At 66.1% G+C, this 24485-nt stretch carries 26 protein-coding genes; 14 read left to right on the top strand and 12 right to left on the bottom strand.

All coding sequences use genetic code 11. From position 1 onward, the window contains the following. Positions 1-149: 149 nt before the first annotated feature. Complete coding sequence (locus tag ABEA07_RS28060; RefSeq protein ID WP_345542037.1) at positions 150-758, bottom strand: Crp/Fnr family transcriptional regulator; 609 nt, start codon at positions 756-758, stop codon at positions 150-152. Positions 759-927: 169 nt separating this feature from the next. On the opposite strand from ABEA07_RS28060, the gene oxc reads away from it, so the two are divergent. The 9 genes from oxc to ABEA07_RS28015 all read left to right on the top strand — a co-directional run bounded on the left by oxc (position 928) and on the right by ABEA07_RS28015 (position 10010). Next, on the top strand, positions 928-2721 hold the full coding sequence (gene oxc, locus ABEA07_RS28055; RefSeq protein ID WP_345542036.1) for an oxalyl-CoA decarboxylase: 1794 nt from the start codon (positions 928-930) through the stop codon (positions 2719-2721). Positions 2722-2748: 27 nt separating this feature from the next. Beyond that, the gene (frc, locus tag ABEA07_RS28050) at positions 2749-4023 is read left to right on the top strand and encodes a formyl-CoA transferase (RefSeq protein WP_345542035.1); all 1275 of its coding nucleotides are present in this window, start codon (positions 2749-2751) and stop codon (positions 4021-4023) included. 56 nt (positions 4024-4079) lie between these two features. Then, positions 4080-4535, top strand: coding sequence for a PAS domain-containing protein (locus ABEA07_RS28045; protein WP_345542034.1), 456 nt, complete (start codon positions 4080-4082; stop codon positions 4533-4535). After that, on the top strand, positions 4535-5782 hold the full coding sequence (frc, locus tag ABEA07_RS28040) for a formyl-CoA transferase (protein WP_345542033.1): 1248 nt from the start codon (positions 4535-4537) through the stop codon (positions 5780-5782). Before ABEA07_RS28045 ends, frc (ABEA07_RS28040) begins: the two co-directional genes overlap by 1 nt. 179 nt (positions 5783-5961) lie before the next feature. Next, complete coding sequence (locus ABEA07_RS28035) at positions 5962-6285, top strand: HAD family hydrolase (protein WP_345542032.1); 324 nt, start codon at positions 5962-5964, stop codon at positions 6283-6285. Positions 6286-6310: 25 nt separating this feature from the next. Further along, a complete protein-coding gene (locus ABEA07_RS28030; RefSeq protein ID WP_345542031.1) occupies positions 6311-7183 on the top strand; it encodes a CoA-binding protein in 873 nt (290 codons plus the stop codon). Between the two features lie 12 nt (positions 7184-7195). After that, positions 7196-7975, top strand: a complete 780-nt coding sequence (locus tag ABEA07_RS28025; protein ID WP_345542030.1) for a fumarylacetoacetate hydrolase family protein — start codon at positions 7196-7198, stop codon at positions 7973-7975. A 27-nt stretch (positions 7976-8002) separates the two neighbouring features. After that, complete coding sequence (locus ABEA07_RS28020) at positions 8003-9013, top strand: 2-dehydropantoate 2-reductase (protein ID WP_345542029.1); 1011 nt, start codon at positions 8003-8005, stop codon at positions 9011-9013. Positions 9014-9077: 64 nt separating this feature from the next. After that, positions 9078-10010: a LysR family transcriptional regulator gene (locus ABEA07_RS28015; RefSeq protein WP_345542027.1), complete on the top strand. Its 933-nt coding sequence runs from the start codon at positions 9078-9080 to the stop codon at positions 10008-10010. Positions 10011-10094: 84 nt separating this feature from the next. On the opposite strand, the gene ABEA07_RS28010 is transcribed toward ABEA07_RS28015, so the two are convergent. Genes ABEA07_RS28010 through ABEA07_RS27985 form a run of 6 tightly spaced genes read right to left on the bottom strand, consistent with a single transcriptional unit; the run spans position 10095 to position 16262 of the window. Next, positions 10095-11237, bottom strand: coding sequence for an acyl-CoA dehydrogenase family protein (locus ABEA07_RS28010; RefSeq protein WP_345542025.1), 1143 nt, complete (start codon positions 11235-11237; stop codon positions 10095-10097). A gap of 33 nt (positions 11238-11270) precedes the next feature. Next, positions 11271-12230 carry a tripartite tricarboxylate transporter substrate binding protein gene (locus ABEA07_RS28005; RefSeq protein ID WP_345542024.1) on the bottom strand — a complete coding sequence of 320 codons (960 nt, stop codon included), beginning with the start codon at positions 12228-12230 and terminating at the stop codon, positions 11271-11273. A gap of 22 nt (positions 12231-12252) precedes the next feature. Further along, a complete protein-coding gene (locus ABEA07_RS28000; protein WP_345542022.1) occupies positions 12253-13431 on the bottom strand; it encodes a CaiB/BaiF CoA transferase family protein in 1179 nt (392 codons plus the stop codon). Positions 13432-13433: 2 nt separating this feature from the next. Then, positions 13434-14240, bottom strand: coding sequence for an SDR family NAD(P)-dependent oxidoreductase (locus ABEA07_RS27995; protein ID WP_345542020.1), 807 nt, complete (start codon positions 14238-14240; stop codon positions 13434-13436). Further along, the gene (locus ABEA07_RS27990; protein ID WP_345542018.1) at positions 14237-15121 is read right to left on the bottom strand and encodes an enoyl-CoA hydratase/isomerase family protein; all 885 of its coding nucleotides are present in this window, start codon (positions 15119-15121) and stop codon (positions 14237-14239) included. The genes ABEA07_RS27995 and ABEA07_RS27990 overlap by 4 nt, the downstream gene beginning before the upstream one ends. Then, positions 15111-16262, bottom strand: a complete 1152-nt coding sequence (locus tag ABEA07_RS27985) for a CaiB/BaiF CoA transferase family protein (RefSeq protein ID WP_345542017.1) — start codon at positions 16260-16262, stop codon at positions 15111-15113. Before ABEA07_RS27985 ends, ABEA07_RS27990 begins: the two co-directional genes overlap by 11 nt. Before the next feature lie 76 nt (positions 16263-16338). On the opposite strand from ABEA07_RS27985, the gene ABEA07_RS27980 reads away from it, so the two are divergent. Genes ABEA07_RS27980 through ABEA07_RS27965 form a run of 4 tightly spaced genes read left to right on the top strand, consistent with a single transcriptional unit; the run spans position 16339 to position 20498 of the window. Next, positions 16339-17109: a FadR/GntR family transcriptional regulator gene (locus tag ABEA07_RS27980; RefSeq protein WP_345542016.1), complete on the top strand. Its 771-nt coding sequence runs from the start codon at positions 16339-16341 to the stop codon at positions 17107-17109. Positions 17110-17119: 10 nt separating this feature from the next. Continuing rightward, positions 17120-18784 carry an AMP-binding protein gene (locus tag ABEA07_RS27975; protein WP_345542015.1) on the top strand — a complete coding sequence of 555 codons (1665 nt, stop codon included), beginning with the start codon at positions 17120-17122 and terminating at the stop codon, positions 18782-18784. After that, entirely contained in the window at positions 18781-19593 is an 813-nt protein-coding gene (locus ABEA07_RS27970) for a CoA-transferase subunit beta (RefSeq protein ID WP_345542014.1), read from the top strand. Before ABEA07_RS27975 ends, ABEA07_RS27970 begins: the two co-directional genes overlap by 4 nt. A gap of 17 nt (positions 19594-19610) precedes the next feature. After that, complete coding sequence (locus tag ABEA07_RS27965) at positions 19611-20498, top strand: CoA transferase subunit A (RefSeq protein WP_345542013.1); 888 nt, start codon at positions 19611-19613, stop codon at positions 20496-20498. 58 nt (positions 20499-20556) lie between these two features. On the opposite strand, the gene ABEA07_RS27960 is transcribed toward ABEA07_RS27965, so the two are convergent. The 4 genes from ABEA07_RS27960 to ABEA07_RS27945 are packed head-to-tail and all read right to left on the bottom strand — an operon-like array spanning position 20557 to position 22452. Continuing rightward, complete coding sequence (locus ABEA07_RS27960; RefSeq protein ID WP_345542012.1) at positions 20557-21231, bottom strand: DUF599 domain-containing protein; 675 nt, start codon at positions 21229-21231, stop codon at positions 20557-20559. A gap of 18 nt (positions 21232-21249) precedes the next feature. Then, positions 21250-21687 (bottom strand): DUF6691 family protein, encoded by a 438-nt coding sequence (locus ABEA07_RS27955; protein ID WP_345542011.1) that lies wholly within the window; start codon positions 21685-21687, stop codon positions 21250-21252. Positions 21688-21697: 10 nt separating this feature from the next. Continuing rightward, entirely contained in the window at positions 21698-22132 is a 435-nt protein-coding gene (locus ABEA07_RS27950; RefSeq protein ID WP_345542221.1) for a YeeE/YedE family protein, read from the bottom strand. Then, positions 22132-22452 (bottom strand): metalloregulator ArsR/SmtB family transcription factor, encoded by a 321-nt coding sequence (locus tag ABEA07_RS27945; protein ID WP_345542010.1) that lies wholly within the window; start codon positions 22450-22452, stop codon positions 22132-22134. The genes ABEA07_RS27950 and ABEA07_RS27945 overlap by 1 nt, the downstream gene beginning before the upstream one ends. Positions 22453-22531: 79 nt before the next feature. Between ABEA07_RS27945 and ABEA07_RS27940 the strand changes: the two genes are divergently transcribed. Next, complete coding sequence (locus ABEA07_RS27940) at positions 22532-23434, top strand: MBL fold metallo-hydrolase (RefSeq protein ID WP_345542009.1); 903 nt, start codon at positions 22532-22534, stop codon at positions 23432-23434. Between the two features lie 22 nt (positions 23435-23456). Here the strand turns inward: ABEA07_RS27940 and ABEA07_RS27935 are convergent, their stop codons facing one another. Next, entirely contained in the window at positions 23457-24473 is a 1017-nt protein-coding gene (locus ABEA07_RS27935; protein WP_345542008.1) for a Bug family tripartite tricarboxylate transporter substrate binding protein, read from the bottom strand. Positions 24474-24485: the final 12 nt, after the last annotated feature.

The raw sequence follows: 24485 nt of genomic DNA, 5'->3' as shown, positions 1-24485 counted from the left end.
GACACGCGCAGTGGGGTCGCCTTTCTTTGGTTACTTTCTTTGGCGAGACAAAGAAAGTAACTCGCCCGCCGGGGCGAATTCCCGGCTCCTGCGCCACCCACACAACAACGCAAAACCAAGACCAAAGACCAAAGACCAAAAGAAGAGAGTCAGATCTTCCCGCGCTTCTTCAACCGACTAAGCGTCTCTGCCGACAAGTTGAGATAAGAAGCCAACTCCTTGCTGGGTATCCGATCCACCAGCTCCGGGTGCTTGCGCATGAACCGATGCACCCGCCCCGGCGCATCCAGCAGATGCAGCGTGATCGTATGCGCCATGATCTCGCTCATCCCCCGCATCACGCAGAACTCGAACAGCTCCTTCGCCACCGGCCGCCGGTTGAGAAACGAGATCCAGTCCTTCAGCGGCAGACTCGCCACCCGCGCCTTGGTCACGCAGACGATGCCGTAGGGTGTCGGCGTCCCCAGGCGCAAGGCCGCGTAGCTGGTCTCCATGTCGAACTCGTTGGCGAAGCGCAGGATCATCTCCTTGCCCTCCGGGTTGCTCACCACCCGCTTCAGGATGCCGTCGAGGATGAAGTACTGCTCCATCTCGCGCACGCCCTGGTGCAGCAGGAAGTCGCCCTTGTTGCCGTCCACGATCGCCAGGTGCGTTTCCAGCTCGGCGCGGTCCGCCTCGCCCAGGTCCTTGAGCAGCACGTTCTGCCGCAGCTGCGCGCGAATGATGTTCTTCTCCGGATGGTGTTCCAACGTGGTCATGGGTTCTGGAGTGGCTCTCTTCCTCGCGAACGCGGCGACAGCGGCACACAGGGTCTTCGCAGGGTGTCGTTTTCCGAAAAGTTGACCCAGGTCAACGGCCGGCAGCCGGGGTCCAAATCATAGTCCGGGCACGGCCTCCAGCCATTTCACACGAAGCAAAAGGAGAGACATGTCCTCAGTCATCACAGCCAGGCAGGCAGACGCAGCGGGCGCCGAGCCGCCCGCGCGCAGCCTCCACAGCGTGCCGCTCGACGATGCCGCCGAACAGCCCCGCCTCACCGACGGCTTCCACCTGGTGCTCGATGCGCTGAAGCTGAACGACATCGACACCATCTTCGCGCTGCCAGGCATCCCGATCACCGACCTCACGCGCATGGCTCAGGCCGAGGGCCTGCGCGTCATTTCCTTCCGGCACGAGCAGCACGCCGGCAACGCCGCCGCCGCGGCCGGCTACCTGACGCAGAAGCCGGGAATCTGCCTGACGGTGTCGGCCCCCGGCTTCCTCAACGGCCTGACGGCGCTGGCCAACGCGACCACGAACTGCTTCCCGATGATCCTGATCAGCGGCTCCAGCGAGCGCGAGATCGTCGACCTGCAGCAGGGCGACTACGAGGAGATGGACCAGCTCGCCATCGCCAAGCCGCTGTGCAAGGCGGCCTACCGCGTGCTGCATGCACAGGACATCGGCGTGGGCATCGCGCGGGCGATCCGCTCGGCCCTGTCCGGCCGCCCCGGCGGCGTGTACCTGGACCTGCCGGCCAAGCTGTTCGCGCAGACCATGGATGCCGCGGCCGGAAAGCAGTCGCTGATCAAGGTGGTCGACCCGGCGCCGCGCCAGATCCCCGCGCCGGAGGCGGTTGAGCGCGCGCTGGACCTGCTCAAGGGCGCGAAGAAGCCACTGATCCTGCTGGGCAAGGGCGCCTCCTACGCCCGGGCCGACGCCGACATCCGCGCGCTGGTCGAGAAGACCGGCATCCCCTACCTGCCGATGTCCATGGCCAAGGGCCTCCTGCCCGACACGCATGTGCAGTCCGCCTCGGCCGCGCGCTCCTATGTGCTGCAGGAGGCGGATGTCGTGATGCTGGTCGGCGCGCGCCTCAACTGGCTGCTCTCGCACGGCAAGGGCAAGACCTGGGCGCAGGACAAGGGGCCCAAGCAGTTCATCCAGATCGACATCGCGCCGACCGAGATCGACAGCAACGTCGCCATCGCCGCGCCGGTCATCGGCGACATCGGCTCCTGCGTGGCGGCGCTGCTGGCCGGCATCGACGCCAACTGGCCGCAGCCGCCGGCCGAGTGGACCGGCGCCATCGCCGAGCGCAAGGACAAGAACCTGTCGAAGATGGCCGCCACGCTGGCCGCCCGGCCCTCGCCGATGAGCTTCCAGAGCGCGCTCAGCGTGATCCGCGACCAGGTCAAGGCGCGGCCCGATGCGATCGTCGTCAACGAGGGCGCCAACACCCTGGACTTCGCGCGCAGCATCGTCGACATGTACGAGCCGCGCAAGCGCCTCGACGTGGGTACCTGGGGAATCATGGGCATCGGCATGGGCTTCTCCGTCGCCGCAGCCGTGGTCACCGGCAAGCCGGTCATCGCCATCGAGGGCGACAGCGCCTTCGGCTTCAGCGGCATGGAGGTGGAGACCATCTGCCGCTACAACCTGCCGATCTGCGTGGTGGTGTTCAACAACAACGGCGTCTACCGCGGCACCGACGTGAACGCGGGCGGCGGCGCGGACGTGGCGCCCACCGTCTTCGTGAAGAACGCGCGCTACGACAAGCTGATGGAAGCCTTCGGCGGCGTCGGCGTGCACGCCACCACCGCGGACGAACTCGCCAAGGGCCTGGCCGACGCCATCGCCTCCGGCCGCCCGACCCTGATCAACGCCGTGATCGACGAGACCGCCGGCACGGAAAGCGGCCGCATCACCAGTCTCAATCCGAGCACCGCGAAAAAGAAGTAACCCCGGCAAACATCTAGGAGCAAACACATGAGCAGCAAGAAGCCACTCGACGGCATCAAGATCATCGACTTCACCCACGTTCAGGCCGGTCCTGCCTGCACGCAGCTGCTGGCCTGGTTCGGCGCCGACGTGATCAAGGTCGAGCGCCCCGGTGCGGGCGACGTCACCCGCAGCCAGCTGCGCGACATCCCGAACGTGGATGCGCTCTACTTCACCATGCTCAACAGCAACAAGCGTTCGATCACGCTGGACACCAAGAAGCCGGAAGGCAAGGCGGTGCTGGAGCAACTGGTGCGCGAATCCGACGTGCTGGTGGAGAACTTCGGCCCCGGCGCACTCGACCGCATGGGCTTCACCTGGGAGCGCATCCAGGAGCTCAACCCCAAGCTGATCCACGCCTCGGTCAAGGGCTTCAGCGAAGGCCACCACTACGAGGATCTGAAGGTCTACGAGAACGTCGCGCAGTGCGCCGGCGGCGCGGCCTCGACCACCGGCTGGTGGAAGGGCGAGAACTCGCAGCCCACCATCTCGGCGGCCGCGCTGGGCGACTCCAACACCGGCATGCACCTGGCCATCGGCATCCTGACCGCCATCATCGGCCGCGAGAAGACCGGCAAGGGCCAGAAGGTGGCCTGCTCGATGCAGGACGCCGTGCTCAACCTGTGCCGCGTGAAGATGCGCGACCAGCAGCGCCTGGAAAACGTGGGCTACCTGGAGGAGTACCCCCAGTACCCGCACGAGATGGAGGCGTTCAAGGACAAGGTGACGCCGCGCGGCGGCAATGCCGGCGGCGGCGGCCAGCCGGGCTGGATCCTCAAGTGCAAGGGCTGGGAGACCGACCCCAACGCCTACATCTACTTCACGGTGCAGGGCCACGCGTGGGACCCGATCTGCGACGCGCTGGGCAAGCCCGAGTGGAAGACCGACCCCGACTACATGACCGCCAAGGCCCGCCAGCCGCACATCGAGCAGATCTTCGCGACCATCGAGGACTTCATCAAGGACAAGACCAAGTTCGAGGCGGTCGACATTTTCCGCAAGTACGACATCCCCTGCGCGCCCGTGCTGTCGATGAAGGAACTGCTGCGCGACGAGTCGCTGCGCAAGAGCGGCTCCATCGTCGAAGTGCCGCACAAGGAGCGCGGCTCCTACTGGACCATCGGCAGCCCCATCAAGTTCTCGGACCTCAAGCCCGAGGTGACCGCCTCGCCGCTCCTGGGCGAGCACACCGAAGAAGTGCTGGAAGAGCTAGGCTACAGCCGGGAGCAGATCGTCAACCTGCGCGAGGGCAAGGTCATCTGAGCTTTCGCGGGCCGTCCGATCACATGGACAGGCCCCAGGCATCGAAGGGAGTCAAGGTGTCATCGAACGTGGATTTCAAGCAACTCGTGGAGGGCGCGGGCGACGCGATCATGGTCTGCGACGCCGAAGGCGCGATCGTGTTCTGGAACCGGGCCGCCCAGCGCATCTTCGGCTTCACCGAGGCCGAGGCGCTCGGCCGCTCGCTGGACCTGATCATCCCCGAGCGCCAGCGCGGCCGGCACTGGGACGGCTACCGCACCACCATGGCGACCGGCGTCACCAAGTACGGCGCCGACCTGCTGCGCGTGCCCGCCCTGCACAAGGACGGGCACCAGCTCTCGATCGCCTTCACGGTGTCGCTGCTGCAGTCGGCCGATCGCAAGGTGACGGGCATCGTCGCCATCGTGCGCGACGAGACGACCCGCTTCGCCGAAGATCGCAAGCTGCGCGCCCGGCTGGCGCAAGCCGAGGCGAAGGCCGACGCCAATGCCAAATCCCAAGGAGACACGTGATGAGCAAGGCCCTCGAAGGTGTTCGTATCCTGGACTTCACCCACGTGCAGTCCGGCCCCACCTGCACCCAGCTGCTGGCCTGGTTCGGCGCCGACGTGATCAAGGTCGAGCGCGCCGGCGAGGGCGATGCCACCCGCGGCCAGTTGCGCGACATCCCCGGCGTGGACAGCCTCTACTTCACGATGCTGAACCACAACAAGCGCTCCATCACCCTCGACACCAAGAAGCCCAAGGGCAAGCAGGTGCTGGACACGCTGATCAAGAGCTGCGACGTGCTCGTCGAGAACTTCGCGCCCGGCGCGATGGAGCGCATGGGCATCACCTGGAGCCACATCCAGGACCTGAACCCGCGCATGATCGTGGCCTCGGTCAAGGGCTTCGGCCCGGGCAAGTACGCCGACTGCAAGGTCTACGAGAACGTGGCGCAGTGCGCGGGTGGCGCGGCCTCGACCACCGGCTTCGAGGATGGCCCGCCGGTGGTGACCGGCGCGCAGATCGGCGACAGCGGCACCGGGCTGCACCTGGCGCTGGGCATCGTCGCCGCGCTCTACCAGCGCACGCACAGCGGGCGCGGCCAGCGGGTGCTGGCGCCGATGCAGGACGCCGTGCTCAACCTCTGCCGCGTGAAGATGCGCGACCAGCAGCGGCTGGAGCGCACCGGCACCCTGCACGAGTACCCGCAGTACCCCGACGGCAAGTTCGGCGACGCGGTGCCGCGCGCCGGCAACGCCTCCGGCGGCGGCCAGCCGGGCTCCATCCTGCGCTGCAAGGGCTGGGAGACGGACCCCAACGCCTACATCTACTTCATCACGCAGGCGGCGGTGTGGCCGGCGGTGTGCAAGGTGATTGGCGAGGAGGGCTGGATCGACGACGAGGCCTACGCCACGCCGGCCGCGCGGCTGTTGCACCTCAAGCCCATCTTCGCGCGCATCGAGCAGTGGACCATGACCAAGGACAAGTTCGAGGCCATGGAGATCCTCAACCGGTACGACATCCCCTGCGGGCCGATCCTCTCGATGAAGGAGATCGCCGCGGACGAGTCGCTGCGCCAGAGCGGCACCATCGTCGAGGTGGACCACCCGACCCGGGGCAAGTACCTGACGGTGGGCAACCCCATCAAGATGTCCGACAGCCCGACCGAGGTGACCCGCGCGCCGCTGCTGGGGGAGCACACGGAAGAGGTGTTGCGCCAGTTGGGGTACGGCACGGACGACCTGGCGATGCTGCGGGACGAGAAGGTGATCTGATCCGGGGGAGGGGCCGCGAGGGCCCGGGCCACGCCCCATCACGCGCTCAATTCATAACTCATCGCGAATGCTTTCAATCAAATAGTTTCATTATTATTTATTGATCAGCCTCTCTATATTTTGGTCATGCCGAGCAAATCAATTCGCTTGCCGACGGCATCTTTTTTAAGGAGAAGAGCGTGATCAATGATTTGCCGATCCAATACCGCAGCGATGAAGTCGAGCGCAATGCCTATAACGCCGCCTTCTACGAATTGGGCCTGCGCTGGCACTGGGACCGCCCTCTCTACGAGGAACTGCTGGGCCTGAGCCAGGACGCCGCGGAGCGCATCTGCCATTACGTCCGCACCTGGCAGCCGCATTTGCTGGCGGCCTACGACGTGGAATTCCTGGCCGGCCTGATCGAAGGCAAGAAGGCGCAGCACATCCAGCGCTCCGGCGCCTGCGCCGCTTCGGGCTATTTCGACTGGGCGCAGGCGCGCGGCGCCGAACTGGGCGCCTGACCACGACCAGCCCGGGGCGATCCTCATGGCCATCCTGATCGACAGACACACCCGCGTCATGACCCAGGGCATGACCGGAAAGATGGGCCGCTTCCACACCGCGCTGTGCCGCAGCTACGGCCACGGCGCGAAGTGCTTCGTCGCCGGCGTCAACCCGAAGAAGGGCGGCCAGACCTGCGACGGTCTGCCGGTCTTTGCCAGCGTACGGGAGGCCCAGGCCCGAACGGGCGCGACGGTGTCCGTGGTCTATGTGCCGGCGGCCCACGTGGCCGATGCGATCGAGGAGGCGGTGCATGCCGGGCTCGAACTGGTGGTTTGCATCACCTCGGGCATCGCCCCGGCGGACCGGGAGCGCATCCGCCGGTGCCTGCAGGGCAGCCGGACGCTGCTGCTCGGCCCGAACTGTCCGGGGCTGATCACGCCGGAGGAAATCAAGATCGGCATCCTGCCCGACTACGTTCACCAGCGCGGGCGCATCGGCGTGGTGTCCAGCTCCCCGGTGCTGGCCAGCGAGGCCGCCCGGCAGCTCGCGAGCTTCGGCATCGGGCAGTCGACGGTGGTCGGCGTGGGCAGCGACCCGGCCGTCGGACTCTCGCATGCCGACGTCCTCCAGCTGTTCAACGCGGACGCCCACACCGACGCCGTGATCATGGTGGGCGAGCTGGCCGGCGACGTGGAAGAGCGCGCCGCGCACTGGATCCGCGAACACATGCGCAAGCCGGTCGTCGGCTTCATCGCGACGGGCACGGCGGACATGGCGGACGCCGCTTCCCGTGCCACCGCGGAGCGCAAGCTGACCGCGATGCAGGCCTGCGGCCTGCACGTCACGCGCAACCCGGAGGACATCGGAGCGCTGCTCGCCTCGCTGGTCGTCCCCGACTACCTCCCATTCGACTGAGACAGACCATCTATGCAGCAGCCCCAACGATGGATCCGCTTCGAGCGCGCCGGCAAGACCGGCTTCGGCACGCTCGAGGGCAGGCGCGTGCGCGAGCACCGCGGCGACATGTTCGCCCACCCCGAACCCACCGGCCACGCGTTCTCGCTGGAGGAGCTGCGCCTTCTCACGCCCACGCAGCCGACCAAGGTCATCGCGCTGTGGAACAACTTCCATGCGCTGGGCGAGAAGCTCAGGCTGCCGGTGCCGGCGGAGCCGCTGTACCTGCTGAAGGCGCCCAACTCCTTCCTCGCGCCCGGCGCGCCCATCCGCCCACCGTGCTGCGAGGGCAAGGTGGTGTTCGAAGGCGAACTCGGCATCGTGATCGGCAAGACCTGCACCGCAGTGGCCGAATCGCTGGCGCTGGAGCACGTGTTCGGCTACACCTGCGCCAACGACGTCACGGTGGCCGACATCCTCAACCGCGACGCCTCCTTCGCCCAGTGGGCACGCGCCAAGGGCTTCGACACCTTCTGCCCGATGGGCCCGGTGGTCGCCACCGGGCTCGATCCGTCGGCGCTCACCGTCACCACGCTGCTCGACGGCGCGGTCCGCCAGCACTACCCCATCAGCGACATGCGCTTTTCCGTGCAGCAGCTGGTCAGCCTGATCTCCGCCGACATGACGCTGCACCCCGGCGACGTGATCCTGTGCGGCACCTCGGTCGGCGTGGGTTCGATGAAGCCCGGCAGCCTGGTCGAGGTGGAGATCGGCGGCATCGGCAGGCTGAGCAACCGCTTCGGCCAGGCCTAGAAAGATTCCAACACTTCGAGGATCGACATGAAGATTGCAGTGATCGGCGCAGGCGCCATCGGCGGCCTGGTGGGAGCGAAGCTCGCGCTCGCGGGCGAGGACGTGAGCTTCATCGTTCGAGGAGCCAACCTCGATGCCATCGCGACGAACGGCATCCGGCTCATCTCGCACGACGGCAGCGAACAGGTCGCGCGCCACGTGAAGGCCACCGACCGCTACGAGCAGGCGGGCCCGCAGGACATGGTCATCCTCGCCATGAAGGCGCACCAGGTCGAAGCCGTGGCGGGCGAGGTGCCGAAGCTCCTCGGGCCGAAGACCGTGGTGGTCACCATGCAGAACGGCATTCCCTACTGGTACTTCCACCAGCATGGCGGGCCGCTGGAAGGCACGGTCGTCCGGAGCGTCGACCCGCAGGGCATCGTCGCGGCCCGCATTCCGGCCGAGCGCGTCATCGGCTGCGTGGTGTACCCGGCCTCCGAGCTGATCGCACCGGGCGTGGTCAAGCACATCGAGGGTGATCGCTTTCCCGTCGGCGAGCTCGATGGCTCTTCGAGCGAGCGCGTGAACCGGGTGGCCGGTTGCTTCGTCAACGCGGGCTTCAAGGCGCCTGTGCTCGACAACATCCGCGCCGAGATCTGGCTCAAGCTGTGGGGCAACCTCAGCTTCAACCCCATCAGCAGCCTGTCGCATTCCACGTTGGTCGACATCTGCCAGTACCCGCCCTCGCGCGAGCTCGCCGCCGCGATGATGCGCGAGGCGCAGGCGGTCGCGCACAAGCTGGGCATCGAGTTCCGCGTGACGCTGGACAAGCGCATCGCCGGTGCCGAGAAAGTGGGCAAGCACAAGACCTCGATGCTGCAGGACGTGGAGGCCGGCCGCGCGCCGGAGATCGACGCGCTGGTGGGCGCGGTGGTCGAGCTGGCGCGGCTCACCGACACGCCGACGCCGCACATCGACACCGTGTACTCGCTGGTCAAGCTGCTGGCGCGAACGATGGAGGACCAGCGCGGGCGGGTGCGCCTGCACGAGATGGCCTGAGGCGCCGCGGTGCGTCCCGCGCCAGCGCCTCCAGTGCCCAGGCCGGCGCCCTTACAGTTGCCGCATGAAGAACGCGACCCTGCGCCAGCTCAAAGTCTTCGAGGCGGTCGCCCGCCTGCTGAGCTTTTCGCGCGCGGCGGAAGAGCTTCATCTCACGCAGCCGGCCGTCTCGACGCAGATCCGCAAGCTGGAGGAGCACGCCGGCAACGTGCTCTTCGAACAGTTCGGCAAGAAGATCTACCTCACCCCCGCCGGCACCGAGCTGCTGGCCATCAGCCGCGCCATCATCCAGCAGTTCGAGGCGGCCGAGCACGCGATGACGCAGTTCCGCGGCGTCGCGGGGGGCCGGCTCGACGTGGGCGTCATCAGCGCGGGCGACTACTTCTTTCCGCGCCTGCTGGTGGAGTTCGCCGGCCGCCATCGCGGCGTGACGCTCAACTTCACGGTGCACAACCGCGCCGGCCTGCTGACGCACATCGCCGAGAACCTCACGGACCTCGCGATCATGGTGCGGCCACCGGTGGGCATGGACACCGTGCACCAGGCCTTCGCGCCGCACCCGTACGTGATCGTCGCGGCCCCGGGCCATCCGCTGGCCGGCGCGCACAAGATCCCGCGGGCCCGGCTGATGCGCGAGCCCTTCGTCGTGCGCGAGAAGGGCTCCGACACCTGGCACTCGATGGAGGAAGCCCTGGGCGGGGACCTGCACGGCCTGCGCGTCGCGATGGAGATCCGCAGCACCGAGACCATCAAGCAGGCGGTGATCGCGGGCATGGGCGTGAGCTTTCTCTCGGCCTACACGATTCGCCAGGAACTGCAGGCCGGCACCCTGTGCGCGCTCGACGTCGAAGGCTTTCCGATGATGCTGAACTGGTACGTGGTGCACCTTCGCACCAAGCGCCTGCCGCCGGTGGCGCAGGCCTTCAAGGACTTCCTGCTCGGCGAAGGCGCGGTGCAGATCGCGCAGATCGCGCCGCTTTCGTCGACGGCCGAGTAAGCTGGCGCAGCAACGGTCGTGGCCTTTCAGCACGAGCAGCGCATGGATGCGCCGGTGCCATGCGGACAGCGGGTGCCAATTCGTCTAGGCGCATAAGAGATCCCGGGCGATCACCAGCCGCTGGATCTGATTGGTGCCTTCGAAGATCTGCGTCAGCTTTGCGTCTCGCATCCAACGCTCCACCGGGTAGTCTCGGGTGTAGCCGTAACCGCCGAATACCTGCACCGCATCGGTCGTGACCTTCATCGCCATGTCGCTGGCAAAGCACTTGGCCAGACTGGCGGCATAGTTCAGACGCTTCCAGTCGCCGCAATCCGCGGCCTCCGCGCATTGATAGACCAGCCCGCGCGCCGCCTCGACCTGCATCGCCATGTCCGCCAGCATGAACTGGATGCCCTGGAAGTCGGCGATGCTGCGGCTGAACTGGCGCCTCTCGCGGGCATATGCCACGGACGCATCGAGCGCGCCCTGAGCCAGGCCGACGCACTGGGCCCCGATCGTCGGCCGGTTCATGTCCAGCGCGCGCATCGAGGCACGGAAACCCTTGCCCTCCTCGCCGACCAGGTTCTCCATCGGCACCCGCACGTTGTCCAGGAAGATGGGCGTATTCGGTGCGCCGCGAAAACCCATCTTTCGCTCGTGGCGGCCGAAACTCACGCCGTCCATGCGCTTCGGCTCGACCAGGAAGGCACTGATGCCTGCCGATCCGGGCTCGTCGCTGGTGCGCGCGTAGAGCATGATGTAGTCGGCCTCGCAGCCGTAGCTGCACCATTGCTTGCGCCCATTGAGCACGTAGTGGTCGCCCTGCCGTACCGCGCGCGTGGTGATCGCGCTCACGTCGGAGCCGGCCTGCGGCTCGGAGATCGCCGTCGCGGTCACGATCCCCTTGCTGGCGAGCACGGGCAGGATGCGCTGGCGCTGTTCCTCGGTGCCGAAATGCAGCAGCGGCATCGCGAGCATCGTGTTCAGGCCAGCCAGGGTGGCACAGGCTGGCGAGACGCGGGAGATCTCCTCGCGTGCGATGCACATCATCGTGAGGTCACCGTTCGGACCACCGTACTGTTCCGGCACCAGGAGCTGCACGAGGCCCAGTTCGCCAAACAGGTCCACGAGCTCGCGAGGAAATCGATCGGTGTCATCGATCTCCGCGGCGATGGGAGCGACGTGCTTCTCGACGACTCGCCTCACGCTGTCTCGAAAGGCGATCTGTTCTTCAGTGAATTTCATATGGATGCTCCTCGGCGGCCGTCGAAGGCGGGTTCAGTCTGCTTTGATGTCCTGTTGCTTCACGAGGGCGGCCCAGCGCGCGGTATCGCGCGCCAACCGATCCTGGAGCTCTTGTGGTGTGGAAACTTCCACTTCCAGGCCTTGCGCCGTGAGCGTTTTCTCCTCTTCCTGGAGGATCGCGTGGACCGCTCCGCTCAGCCGGCTGATCAGCGCGCCCGGCGTGCCCTTCGGCGCAAACAACCCGTACCAGATGTTGCCGTCGACCCCGGGCACGCCAGCCTCCTTCATCGACGGAACGTCGGGCAGAAGCGCCGAACGCTTGTCGCCCGCGATCGCGAGCGCCACCAGCTTTCCGGATCGGGCGTGCGGCGCGGCCACGCTCGCCGTGATGGGTGCCAGGTTGATCTGGCCACCGAGAACGTCGGTCAGTTGCTGTGCGGAACCCCGGTATGGGATGTGCATGATGAAGGTCTGCGTCTTCACCTTGAAGAGCTCCGCCGTCAGATGGTTGGGCGTACCGGTGCCTGGCGACCCGTAGGTCAGCTTGCCGGGCGCCTTGCGAGCGGCGGCGACGAGATCTTCGATGGTCTTGATGCCCGTGCTCGGTTGGGTCACGAAGACCAGCTTGTTCCAGGCCAGCAGGGTCACAGGGGCAAGGTCTGTCGTCGCGTCGAAAGGCGCCTTCTGCAATGGCGCGCCGGTGGCCAGGCTGCTGGCGGCGATGAGCAAGGTGCTGCCATTCGGCGCAGCACGCACCACGGCTTCGGTGCCGATGTTGCCCGAGGCGCCCACCCGGTTGTCGACGACGACAGGACGGCCGATGCGCTGCGAGAGCTTGGGCGCGATCGCGCGGGCGAGAATGTCGGGCGTCGACCCCGGCGTGGTGGGGACGACGAGGCGCACCGCACCTTCCGGATAGTCCTGCGCGTGACTCACTTGCGAAAGGAACGTGGCGCACAGTGCCGCTGCTGCGGTGAGCATGCGAAATTTCATGGGTGTCTCCTGGGCTATCGAATCAAAGAAAGGCGGCCTTTGCCTGGACGAGGGAATCGATCTCCTTTTCCGTCAGTCCCAGCCATTCACGCATCACTTGCGCCGTATCGCCGCCCAGCGGGGAGACCCTGGGGCCCGGGCGTGGACGTGAGCCGTCCAGGTCGAAGGGAAGGCACGTGGTCATGTACTCGTAGGGGCCATCGGCGACGGGAGCGAAGGACTTGCGCTGCGCGAACTGCGCTTCCTGCATCGCGTCGCCGATGCGCGCGTAGCGCGAGCAGGGGACGCCGTGCGATGACAGCAGCGCTTCGCATTCCGCTGCCGTGCGCTCGCGCGTCCACGATTCGATCCGGCGCATGTATTCGGACCAATTGCGAAAGCGTGCGCCATCGCTCGACAGCAAGGGGTCTTCCGCCCATTCGGGATGGCCCAGCGCCGCGCAGAGCTTGACGAAGTTGCGCGAATTGATGGGCGTGACCAGCACATACCCGTCTTGTGTCCGCAGCGGCCTGTAGCGCGGCCGCGGCTGCGAAATGCCAGCCTGCGCGGCCTGCAGCTCGTAGGGCATCGCGTTCACGACGCTGTCCATGAGATTCACGTCGATGGTCGTCCCCGACCCGGTGCGTTCGCGCTGCAGCAGGGCCGTCTGGATCGATATGGTCGCGAACATGGCCGTGAGGACGTCGGCCATGGGCACCTCCGAACCGACGGGCCGTCCTTCCGCGTCCTCGCCCAGCGCATAGTCGAGACCGCTTGCAGCATGCACGATCGGTGCGTAGGCAGGACGCTCGGACAGCTCGGTGTTCTGGCCGAATCCGGAAATCGAGCAGTAGATGAGCCGGGCGTTCCGCGCCCGCAGCTCATCAGCGCCGAGCCCCAGGCGGGCCATCACGCCGGGACGGAATGCTTCCACCACGACGTCCGCCTCTGCGGCCAACGAGCGGGCGACTTCGATCGCTTGGGGCTGCTTCAGGTTCAGGGCGATGCAGCGCTTGCCGCCATTCAGATGCCCGAAGTACGCGCTGTGTCCGCCGCGCAGCGGAGGTCGCTGCCGCATGTGGTCGCCGTCGGGTGGCTCGATCTTGATCACCTCTGCGCCCAGGTCGGCGAGCCAGCGGGTGCAGTAGGGTCCTGCGATCATCGCGGAGAAGTCGATGACCCGAAGCCCTTGCAGGACGGGCGTGTGCGAAGAAGCGGACATGTTCAGTAGCTCGGAAACGATAGTCCGCCATTGATGCTCATGGTCGAGCCCGTGATCTGGTCCGAGGCCGGACTGGCCAGGAAAAGGATGTAGTCAGCCAGATCCTGCGCGGTGTTGATGCGCAATCCCACTTGCTCGTGGGCCTTGGAGAACGCCTTGACGAGCGTGTCTGCGCGCCGTTCGGCCTTGGCTGCCAGATACGCGTCGTACGGCGGGGTGCCTGAAGTGATGGTGGTCGCGATGGCGTTGATGCGGATGCCGTCACGCACGAGTTCCTTCGCCAGCGAGCGCGTCAGCGCAATGACCGCGGCGCCTGCCGCACCCACCATGGATTCGCTGGGCGTGGGTGTGCGTGCAGCATCGGTCGTGAGCAGGATGATCTTGCCGCCGCCCTGCTCCCTCATGACCGGTACCGCCGCATGCAAGGCATTGAGGCGCGGCAAGAGGCGGCTTTGCAACAGCGCGATGCTGTCCTCGGGCCCTGTCATCTCACGGAAAAGCACGGGCCGGGGGTCGCGCGGGCCTCCGCTGCTGACGTAGACATCGAGTCGCCCGCAACGCGCCCGACCGGCCGACACGAGCTCGCACGCATCCTCGAATCGTAGAAGGTCGCCCCGGACGAAGACCGCCTTGCCCGGCCCCTGCGCGCAGAGTGCCTCGATCTCTTGCCCTGCCGTCTCGTCGGTCCCCTGGAACACGACGTGCGCGCCGTTCGCCGACAGGGTCGTCACAGCAGCCCGGCCGATGCCCTTGGTGCCCCCGGTCACCGCGACGGACAGGCCTCGAAGATCGGCTTGCATCGCACTCATGGCTGTGCGCCTCCTTCGGCGCTGTAGCGCTCCTCGCGGCCGTGCGATGCGCTGCGCACGCCTTCGTCGCGCCGCTTCTTCATGAAGTTGTATTCGTCCTCCTCGTACCGGATGTTCGTGCTGAGGGCGTGCACCACGTAGCCATGGGCAAACTGGGTCGTCATCCCGAGCGAGTCGAGCGCAAGATGGGTGGCCGCCTTTCCGAAGGCAATGGCATCGCGAGGCAGCTTGGCGATCCGGTCCGCCCACTCTTCGCCGGCCATCTCGAGTTCGGCATCCGGCACGACCTTGTTGACCAGTCCCATCTGCACCGCCCCTTCGGGCGTCAGCATCTCCGCCAGGAGCAGAAGCTCCCGTGCCTTCTTGGGGCCGGCCGCAAGGATGTTCCACGCCGTCATGTAGGCGGCACCGCCCAGTCCCGCCTTCTGCTCGGGATGACCGATCCGGGCTGCGTCGCTCGCGATCGCGAGATCGCACGCTTCCACGATGTGCAGTCCTGCCCCCACGCAATAACCACGCACCAGGGCCATCGTCGGTTTGCTGCAGTAGAAGAGGTCGCGAAACTGATTGAGGTGGCGACGGTCGAAGTCGAGCCGCGCGCGCTGGCTGGGCCGCCTTCCCTTGCCGGACGGGTCGAAGCCATACTCGCTCCCGATCTCCGCGAGGTCGTGGCCGGCGCTGAAGTGGCCACCTGATCCCGCGATCACGATCACCCGGACATCATCGTCGCGCTCCGCATCGGCGATGCATTCCATCAATCGATCGAAGGCCGCGTAAGTCAGCGCATTGCGCTTCTCCGGTCGGTTGAACCGGATGTAGGCCTTGCCGTCGATCTTCTCGTACAGCACCGTTTCGGTCGCCTGCGCTTGGTCATTGCTCATGGGTTTCTTCCTTCTGGTCGTCTTGCATCTGCAATTCGGCCCGGATGCGAGCCGCATCCGCATCCACCAGCGGAGGCGCCCCCGCCGGATCGAGTTGCCGCCTGTCGAAGCTGGCGGGGTAGCGAGGCACGCGCATCGGACCGGCAGGAGACTCGACTTCGCGATAGATGCGGTTGTTGATCACCTGCGCGTCGGCAAGGTGCTCGTCGAGCGTGCGCACGGGCGCGATGGGCACGTCGGAAGACTCGAACAGCGCGAGCCAGTGCGCCGTCGGCTTGCCGGACATCACCTCGTTGAGGTGAGCGTAGAGGCAGGCGACCATTTCGCCGTGATCCTTGATCGCCAGCATCTCTGCCTTGATGTCCGGTCTTTCCAGCGCCTTGAGCGCGCGGGAGATCTGCCCACCGTTGACGGGGGCCACGACCACGTGGCCATCGGAGGTCCGCACCACGGGATTGAAGGCGGGCCGCCAAGGGGTCTCGTCCTTGACGAACGTGCGATGCTGGAACATGTCCGGAAAGTTGAAGTACGACATGGCGTCGAGCATCGGCAGCGAGACGTGGCTTCCCTTGCCGCTGCGCTCCCGGGCGTAAAGGGCCGCCAGGACGGACTGGCAACCCAGCGTTGCGACAACCTTGTCGACCACCCAATAGGGCGCCACGTCCGGCGCTCCCCCGGCGCCAAGCAGATGCACCATGCCCGTGTGCCCCTGGATCAAGGAGTCATAGGCCGGTACGCGCGCGAGCGGGCCACTGTCGCCGAACCCGGTGATCGACAAGTGCACCAGTCGAGGATTCAGGTTCTGCAATGCGTCCTGCCCGAGCCCGAGTGATCCTGCGACGTGCGGGCGCCAGTTCTCGACGAACACGTCGGCTCCGGCGAGCAAGGCCTTCATAGTCTGGAGGTCGCCGGAGGCCTTGAGGTCCAGGACGATGCTTCGCTTTCCGCGATTGATGTTCGCCCACAGCGCGCTGAGGCCCTCGACCTTGTGGCCGAAGCCGCGAAAGCCGTCGCCTCCCGGGGGCTCCACCTTGATGACGGTTGCACCCAGGTCGGCCAGCATGGTGGCGGACAGAGGGCCTGTCATGTAGCTCGAGGAATCGACCACGCGGATGCCGCGGAGCGGAGCGTCTGGTGTCATGGTGGGTTGGCTATTGAATGGGTCATCCATTCGGGTTATTATGGGTCACCCATTCAACATGCGTCAAGCTCCCTTCATGCAAAGACTCAACTCCGCATCGAGCACGACGGCACTGTCCGGGGCCATGTTCCGTCCTGTGACAGGGCCCCGCCCCGCGACAGAAATCATTCAGCAGATCCGAGGTCTCATCCACGACCAGCGACTTCGCGCCGATGACAGGCTTCCTCCGGAGCGCGACCTTGCCGAGCAGTTCGCCGTGAGCCGGAATTCCGTGCGCCAGGCGCTCCGGTCGCTTGAAGAGCAAGGTCTTCTCGTGATCCGCAAGGGCGCGACGGGTGGGGCCTTCATCCAGGGCGGTGGCGCTGGCGCCGTCCCGACGCTGATGTCGGACCTTTTCTCTCTGGGGGCGATCCGGCCGCAAGACCTGACCGAGGTTCGGGTTCTGGTCGGCGTCGAAGTGGTGAGACTGGCCTGTCAGCGCGGGACAGACGAGGAGATCGATGGCCTGGAGCAGAACGTGGAGGCCGCCGACGCGGCAGTGAAGTCCGGCGACCTGGCGTTGCGAACGGAGTTGAATCTCGAGTTCCACAGGATTCTCGCGCGCATGACTGGCAACAACCTGCTCATTGCGATCACGGACGGCGTCATCGCGACCACCCAGCAGTTCGTGGCGCGCATCAGTCGCACACCCACCAGTTACGTCATGCCCTTCCGCAGGCGGCTGCTGAAACTGCTGCGCGACAGGGACGTCGAAGGCGCGGCCGCGGAAATGCGCCGCCACCTGTTGCAACAGCAGCGGCTCTATCTGAAGGCGGCCGCGAACCTCGAAGAATCTCCGCGCCAGTGAACTGCCCGACATGCCCACGCTCCCGTATCCAACGCTGACCGAGTCCCACTGGCACCCCGATACCTCCGAGGCGCTGCTCGACGCCACCCTGGGTGATCTGTTGCGCGAGCTTGCGGACGCGGTGCCGGATCGCACGGCATTCGTCGAGGCTGTGGCCGACGCCGCCAGGCGCAGGCGATGGACGTATCGCCAACTGCTTGAAGATGCGCAAGGGGTTGCCATGGCCTTGCTGCGCCGGCACCAGCCGGGCGAGCGAGTCGCCGTGTGGGCGCCCAATTGCGCCGAATGGATCCTGCTCCAGCACGGTGCGAGCCTTGCAGGGCTTGTTCTGGTGACGGTCAACCCCGCCTACGTGGGCGAAGAGGTGCGGCACGTGTTGGCGGCCTCCGGTGCGTCGGGGATATTTCATGCCGATCGCTATCGCACCACCGACATGACCGAGGTGGTGGGCGAGCTTCGAGCGGGCCTTCCGGGCTTGAGGTACGCCGTAGCCTTCTCTCGCTTCGAACGCTTCGTGGATGAAGGGCGCCACGTGCAGGTCCGGCTTCCGGTGGTCAGGCCGGACGACATGGTGCAGATCCAGTTCACGTCCGGAACCACGGGACGGCCCAAGGGTGCCTGCCTTCACCATCGCGGCATCATCAATGCGGCGCGCTTTGCCGCGCGCCGTGCGAGATTTCCCGATGGCGGCGTGTGGGCCACGGCGATGCCCTTGTTCCACGTAGGCGGCTGCGCCGGCAGTCAGCTCGGGGCCATGTCGTCGCGCGGGACCTTTGTGCTTCAGCCGTCCTTCGACGCCGGCGCGATGCTGGAGATCATCGAGAGCGAGAAGGTCGGCCACTTGCATGCGGTTCCGACCATGGTGTTGGCCCTGCTCGACCATCCCGACGCCTCCGCGCGGCGCCTCGATACCCTGCGGACGCTCATGAGTGGCGGATCGCCAGTTCCGGCGGAACTGGTCGAGCGCGCACGAAGGGAGCTCGGCTGCAGCTTCAGCATCACCTTCGGCCAGACCGAGCTCAACGGCGTCGTGAGCCAGACCTCCCCTGACGACACGCCCGAGCGGCAAAGTCTTTCCATCGGGCGCCCAGCTGCACAAGCCGAAGTGAAAATCGCCGACCCGGCGACAGGCAACGTGCGGCCGCTGGGCCAGCCTGGCGAAGTCTGGGTGCGCGGCTATCAAACCATGCTGGGCTACTTCGATTCGCCGGAGGCCACCTGCGAGACCCTCAGGCCGGACGGATGGCTGCGCACCGGGGACCTCGCCAGCATGGATGCGGCGGGCTACCTGCGCATCGAAGGCCGCTTGAAGGACTGCATCATCCGAGGCGGCGAGAACGTCTACCCGCGAGAGATCGAGCTCGTGCTGCTTGCTCACCCGGGCGTCAAGCAGGCCTGCGTCGTGGGTGCGCCGGACGACCGGTGGGGCGAGATCGTCGCCGCGGTCATCCAATGCGAACGCGGGGACCCTCCTTCGACCCTCGACCTGCATCACCACTGCCGCGCGCATCTCGCGCCCTACAAGACGCCGGTGCTTTGGTTCTTCGTCGAGCACTATCCCACGACCAGCTCCGGAAAGATTCAGAAGTACGCGATCCGCGAGTGGATCGCCGAAGGGCGTCTCGTTCCGGAACCCTTCGAAAAACCTGCGACCACCCATGTTGCTCAATCATGAAGCCAACGACCGAAGAAACGAACGCCGACTCATTCACGACATCGGAACTGATCGCCGTGCTGCTCGCGCGAGATCTCGCGGACGGCGAGAAGGCGATCATCGGAACCAATTCCGATATCCAGTTGGCGGCCTGCAATCTGGCTCGGCGGATGCAAGCACCTCGCCTGTGGTGGGTCTCCGGGCCCGGCGGCATGGTGAACCCGTCCCGCACCGATCTGATCTCGACCGCCGACTACGAAAACATCGAGACGGCAGAGGCCTGGATGGACCTGCCGGACATGATCGACTTCATCGACTGGAAGATCCACTTCTTCGATTTCGCCATCCTCTCGGCGCTGCAGATCGATGGCTTCGGCAACATCAACACAGTCGCCGTAGGAGATGTCCGCAAGCCAAGGCTGCGGGGGCCGGGCACGGTCGGCATCAGCGCACTGTGCGGCCTATCGAAGCGCTTCTACGCATTCGCCACGCGACATGACCGGGGCGCCTTTGTGCGTCGCGTCGATTTCCTGTGCGGACCCGGCCACATGGACGGCCACGATTCGCGAGAAGCCATGGGGCTTCCGCCTGGCGGGCCCAAGTTCGTCGTGTCCCCGCTGGGCGTGTTCGACTTTCATCCGACCACCAAGCAAATGCGGGTCGCATCACTCAACCCCGGCGTGACGCTCGAACAGGTGCGCGATTCGACGGGCTTCGACCTCCTCGTCGAGGACCAGCCGCAGACCACCGCAACGCCCTCTGCGCTGGAGTTGCAGGTCTTGCGCACGCATGTGGATCGCTGCGGCAAGCTGCGCAGCCAACGCGCCTGACACTGGAGAGCTTGAACATGACATCGAGCAAGCTGATTTCTCTGGATGAAGCCGTGGCGGACGTTCAAGATGGATCGATGGTCGCCATCGGTGGCTGGATCTTCAACGCACAGCCCATGGCGCTGGTGCGTGCCCTCATTCGCAAGGGCGCACGTGATCTGCGATTGATGCCGGCGCCCGGCTCCATCGCGCCTGATCTGCTGATCGGCGCCGGCTGCGTGAGCAGTACCTCGTGCCTTTTCATCAGCTTCGAACAATATGGCCTGGCGCCCCACTTTCGTCGGCGGGCAGAGAACGGGACCTTGCAGGTCAGCGACATCGACGGACCCGGCATCATGGCCGGTCTGCGGGCAGCGATCTGCGATCTGCCCTACATGCCCATCCCCGATCTGGGCACGGATCTACCGAAGTACGCTCCTTCGCAATACCGCACGCTGCCCACCGAACCAGGCGAGCGCAAACTGCTTGCATCGATGGCGATCAGGCCGGACGTCTGCCTCGTCCACGCGCAGCAGGCAGATGAACACGGAAATGTCCAGCATGTCGGGCCTCCGTTCCTGGACACCTTGCTGGCGCAGGCATCCCGGCGCGTCATCGTTTCGGTCGACCGGATCGTCTCCACGCAGACCGTGCGCCGGAACAACCATCTCACGAAGCTTCCATCATCGATGGTCGACGCCGTCGTGGAGGCGCCCTACGGTGCGCACCCCACGGCCTCGCCATCGCTCTATCGCGCCGACGAGGCGCACTTGAAGGAATACGTCAGGGCCTGTGCGAGTGCCGAGGGATTTGCGGCATACACAGGGCGATATGTGCAAGCGGCAAGTCACACCGACTATCTGAATGCGATAGGGGGTGGTCGACTTGCGGGGATCGCGGCTTCGGAGACGAACCTCACCCTGTGAGTCCGACGGCGCCCGTCACGTACTGATTCGACTGGAGGCGGATCTGGGAGTCGCCTCTTCAACCGCCGTGGTTTCCCCCTCGGGGCGCCGCAGCGTCGCGTTCTTCGTTGTTCCGGAAGCGGTCAAAGCCGACCAGCACCGCGACGACGCCGAGCGCCGCAACGGGGCCGGCCGCCGGATGCACCATCGAGGCCAGGATGGGTGCGACGAGAACGAGGTGCCTGAGGCCCCAGCTGTAGAGGATCCCGGCGCGGCGAACGTAGAACTTGCCGGCATCGCTCCATCGACGGCGTGCCTCGGAGTCCACCGGCATCGCGACGATGAACCCGGCGTGGCTGAAGTAGCGCACCGCCATCACTGACGATGCGAGCGAAGCGAACAGCAGCATCATGAGCGCGAGCTCCAGTGCGAGACGGGCGGTGAAGCCCGGCATCCCGGGCGCATCGCCGAGGCTCGCGCGCAGCGTGGGAGCGGCCAGGGTGACCGTGCCCATCAGGCCCAACACGGCCGTGGATGCGCTCATGGTGGCCGACATCAGTGAATTGCGCAGCGTCTGCACCGCGAGGATTTCCGAGCCCCGCTGCGCCGACACCGCGTCGAACCATGCCTCGCGCAGCGCCGCATGCGCGGTTCGTGCCAGGTGTTCGGGCCGGCGCCGATGCCCGACGGCAAGCGCAAGTTCATAGGAAGCCAGGATGGCCACGGTGGCCAACGCTGCGAGCCAGGCGGCCATGCTCGTCATCGCTCGACCTCAGCCAGCGCGCGGCATCGGCACGTGCTTGCGGCGTTCCAAGAACTCGAACACGCCGATGCCCACCAGCATGGCGGCCACGAAGACCACAGCCTTGATTTCACCCATTCCGAGCGAAACGAGGCCGGGCCCGGGGCAGAAGCCGGCGATGCCCCAGCCGATGCCGAACAGCAGGCTTCCGGCGATCAGGCGGCGGTCGATATGGCGCGCCGTGGGCAGGCGCATCTCGGCGCCGAGCAGGGAGATGGTGCGCCGGCCGGCGATCGCGAAAGCCACCACGCCGACCGCGATGGCTCCTCCCATGACGAATGCGAGCGATGGGTCCCAATGCCCAGTCACATCCAGGAAGCCGAGCACCTTGGCCGGATTGGCCATGCCGGAGACGATCAGGCCCAGGCCGAAGACGAGGCCGGCGAGCAGGGAAGCAAGAACAATCATGGCGGACTCCTCAGATTCCCAGAATGTGGCGCGTCACGAACACCGTGACGAAGCCGGCGCCCATGAAGGCGAGCGTGGCGACGAGCGAGCGCGGCGATAGTCGGGACAGCCCGCACACACCGTGGCCGCTGGTGCAGCCGGAGCCATAACGGGTGCCGATGCCCACGAGCAGGCCGGCCAGAACCAGTGCGCCGTAGCTCGCGTCGATCTGAGGTTTGGGCAGCGCGGCGACGAGCACATAGACCAGCGGGGCGCCGACGAGTCCGAGAACGAACGCGATCCGCCACGCCACGTCGCCCTCGGAGGGTCTGAGCAGTCCCCCGAGCACGCCGCTGATGCCTGCGATGCGCCCGTTGAGCAGAGCGAACATGGCCGCCGCGATTCCGATCAGAACGCCTCCCGCCAGAGAGGCGACCGGTGTGAAATGGTTCCAGTCGATGGACATCATTCTTCCTTGGGGCAATAGAGACGGTAGAGAAGCGCGAGGATCTCGAGCATCGAAGAATCGGCCACGCTGTAGTAGATGTTCTTGCCTTCCCGGCGCGTGCTGACCACGCCCTCGTTGCGCAAGACACCCAGCTGTTGCGAGAGCGTGGGCTGATGAATGTCCAGCGCTTCTTCGAGCTCACTCACGCACATTTCCCCCTGTGACAGTTGGCACAGCAGGAGCAGACGGTCTTCGTTGGCGAGCACCTTGAGTGCGCCGACGGCGCTGCCGGCGGCGCCGCGCAGGGCTTGGGGGTCGATGACAGTGGAGCGCTTCATGGCGAGGGTATTGTTTCGATTGACATAGTATGTTCTTTTACATAATATTAGTCAACAGATTAACAGCGACGAGGGCACCATGACGAACCGCACCACAACCCAAGGCTTCTTCGACCCCTCGACGTGGACCGTCTCTTATGTTGTCTGGGACCATGCAAGCAAGTGCGCCGCGGTCATCGACCCCGTGCTGGACTACGACTTCAAGTCAGGGCACACGCGCACTGTCTCGGCCGACCGCCTGTTGGCCTATGTTCGGGACGAGGGCTTGAAGGTCGACTGGATTCTGGAAACTCACGCCCATGCGGACCATCTTTCCGGGGCCCGTTACGTTCAGGGTCAGGTCGGAGGCCGCATCGCCATCGGCGAAAACATTCGCGTCGTGCAGTCGACGTTCAAGAAGCTCTTCAACCTGGAACGCAGCTTCCTGCCGGACGGCAGCCAGTTCGACCATCTCTTCAAGGATGGCGAGGTCTTCAGGATCGGCGAAGTGGAAGCGACGGCGCTGCTGGTCCCAGGGCACACCCCGGCGGACATGGCCTATCTGGTCGATGGGGCAGTCTTCGTCGGCGATACCCTCTTCATGCCGGACCTGGGAAGCGCGCGAGCGGATTTCCCCGGCGGTGATGCGCGCCAGCTCTATGCCTCGATGCGGCGTCTGTTGGACCTGCCTGGCGACACGACGATGTACGTCTGCCATGACTACCCGCCGGCATCGCGGCAGCCACAATGGCAGACCAGCGTCGCAGAGCAGCGCGCTCGCAACATTCATGTGCGCGACGGCATCAGCGAGGACGAATTCGTCGCGATGCGAACCGCGCGCGACGCCACCCTGGATGTCCCGACGCTCATCCTCCCGTCGATTCAAGTGAACGTGCGGGCCGGGCGGCTCCCTCCCCCGGACGACAATGGCGTTGCCTACCTGCGGATTCCGTTGAACGCGCTTCCGGTTCACTCGCATCCTGCTGCCAAGGACGCCAGCTAGGCGCGACTGGCGGCACGGATCGTCATTCGGCCCTGATCTGGCCCGTGGCGACGATCTGGCCGAACTTGGCCTGCTCGGCCTGCAGGAAACTGCCGAACTGCGCCGGTCCCAGGCCCAGCGGAACCACGCCGCCTTCCTCGAAGTTCCGGCGCACCGACGGCAGGGTCAGCACCTCGCGCAGCGCCTTGTCCAATCTCGCGACGATGGACGGCGAAGTGCCCCTGGGCACGAAGATGCCCTGCCACACGGTCACTTCGACGCCCTTCCAAGCCGGCTCGGCGCTGCCCAGCGCGGGCACCTCGGGCATGACGGGCGAGGGCTTCTTGTCCATCACGCCGAAGATGCGCAGCTTGCCCGCGCGAGCCTGCTGCATGACCATGGACAACGGCAGCACCGCCAGGTCCAGCTGGTTGCCGCCAAGATCGCTGAGAATCTGCCCGCCGCTGCGGTAGGGCACGTGCAGCATCTCGACGCCGCCCATCTGCTTGAGCCACTCGCCGCCCAGGTGCAGTGAGGTGCCCACGCCGGAGGAGGCGTAGCTGTAGCGGCGCGGGTGCGCCTTCATGTCGCGGTACAACTCGGCTGCGTTGCCGGGCGTCAGGTCCGGCTTGCCCACCAGTGCAAGGGGCTGCGCGCCCAGAAGCGTGACCGGCACCAGGTCCTTCAGACCATCGAAGCGCACGGTCGCGGGCGTGACCATCTTCGCGATGACGACGGCGCTTTCCACCGACATGAGCAGCGTGTAGCCGTCCGGGCGCGCGCGCACGGCCTTCTCCGTGCCGATGACACCGCCCGCGCCGGCGAGGTTCTCGATCACCACCGGCCGGCCCAGGCGCTGCGCCAGGTCCGGCGCGACCCAGCGCGCCATGACGTCCACGTTGCCGCCCGGCGCATAGGGCACCAGCAGGGTCAGCGGCCGCGACGGCCAGACGTCGACGTCTGCCGCACGGGCCGGTGCCATGCCGATGGACAGCACGGCAGCGGCGGCCGCGGCAAGACCGCCGAAGCGGCGGCGGGGCATGGAAGGAAGGCGGTTCATGGTGTCGTGGCT

Origin of the sequence: Variovorax defluvii, from assembly GCF_039541515.1 — a bacterium.
GTDB lineage: Bacteria > Pseudomonadota > Gammaproteobacteria > Burkholderiales > Burkholderiaceae_C > Variovorax > Variovorax defluvii.
Note: the sequence above shows the minus strand (reverse complement) of the source record. Positions and strands in the feature narration are given on the sequence as shown.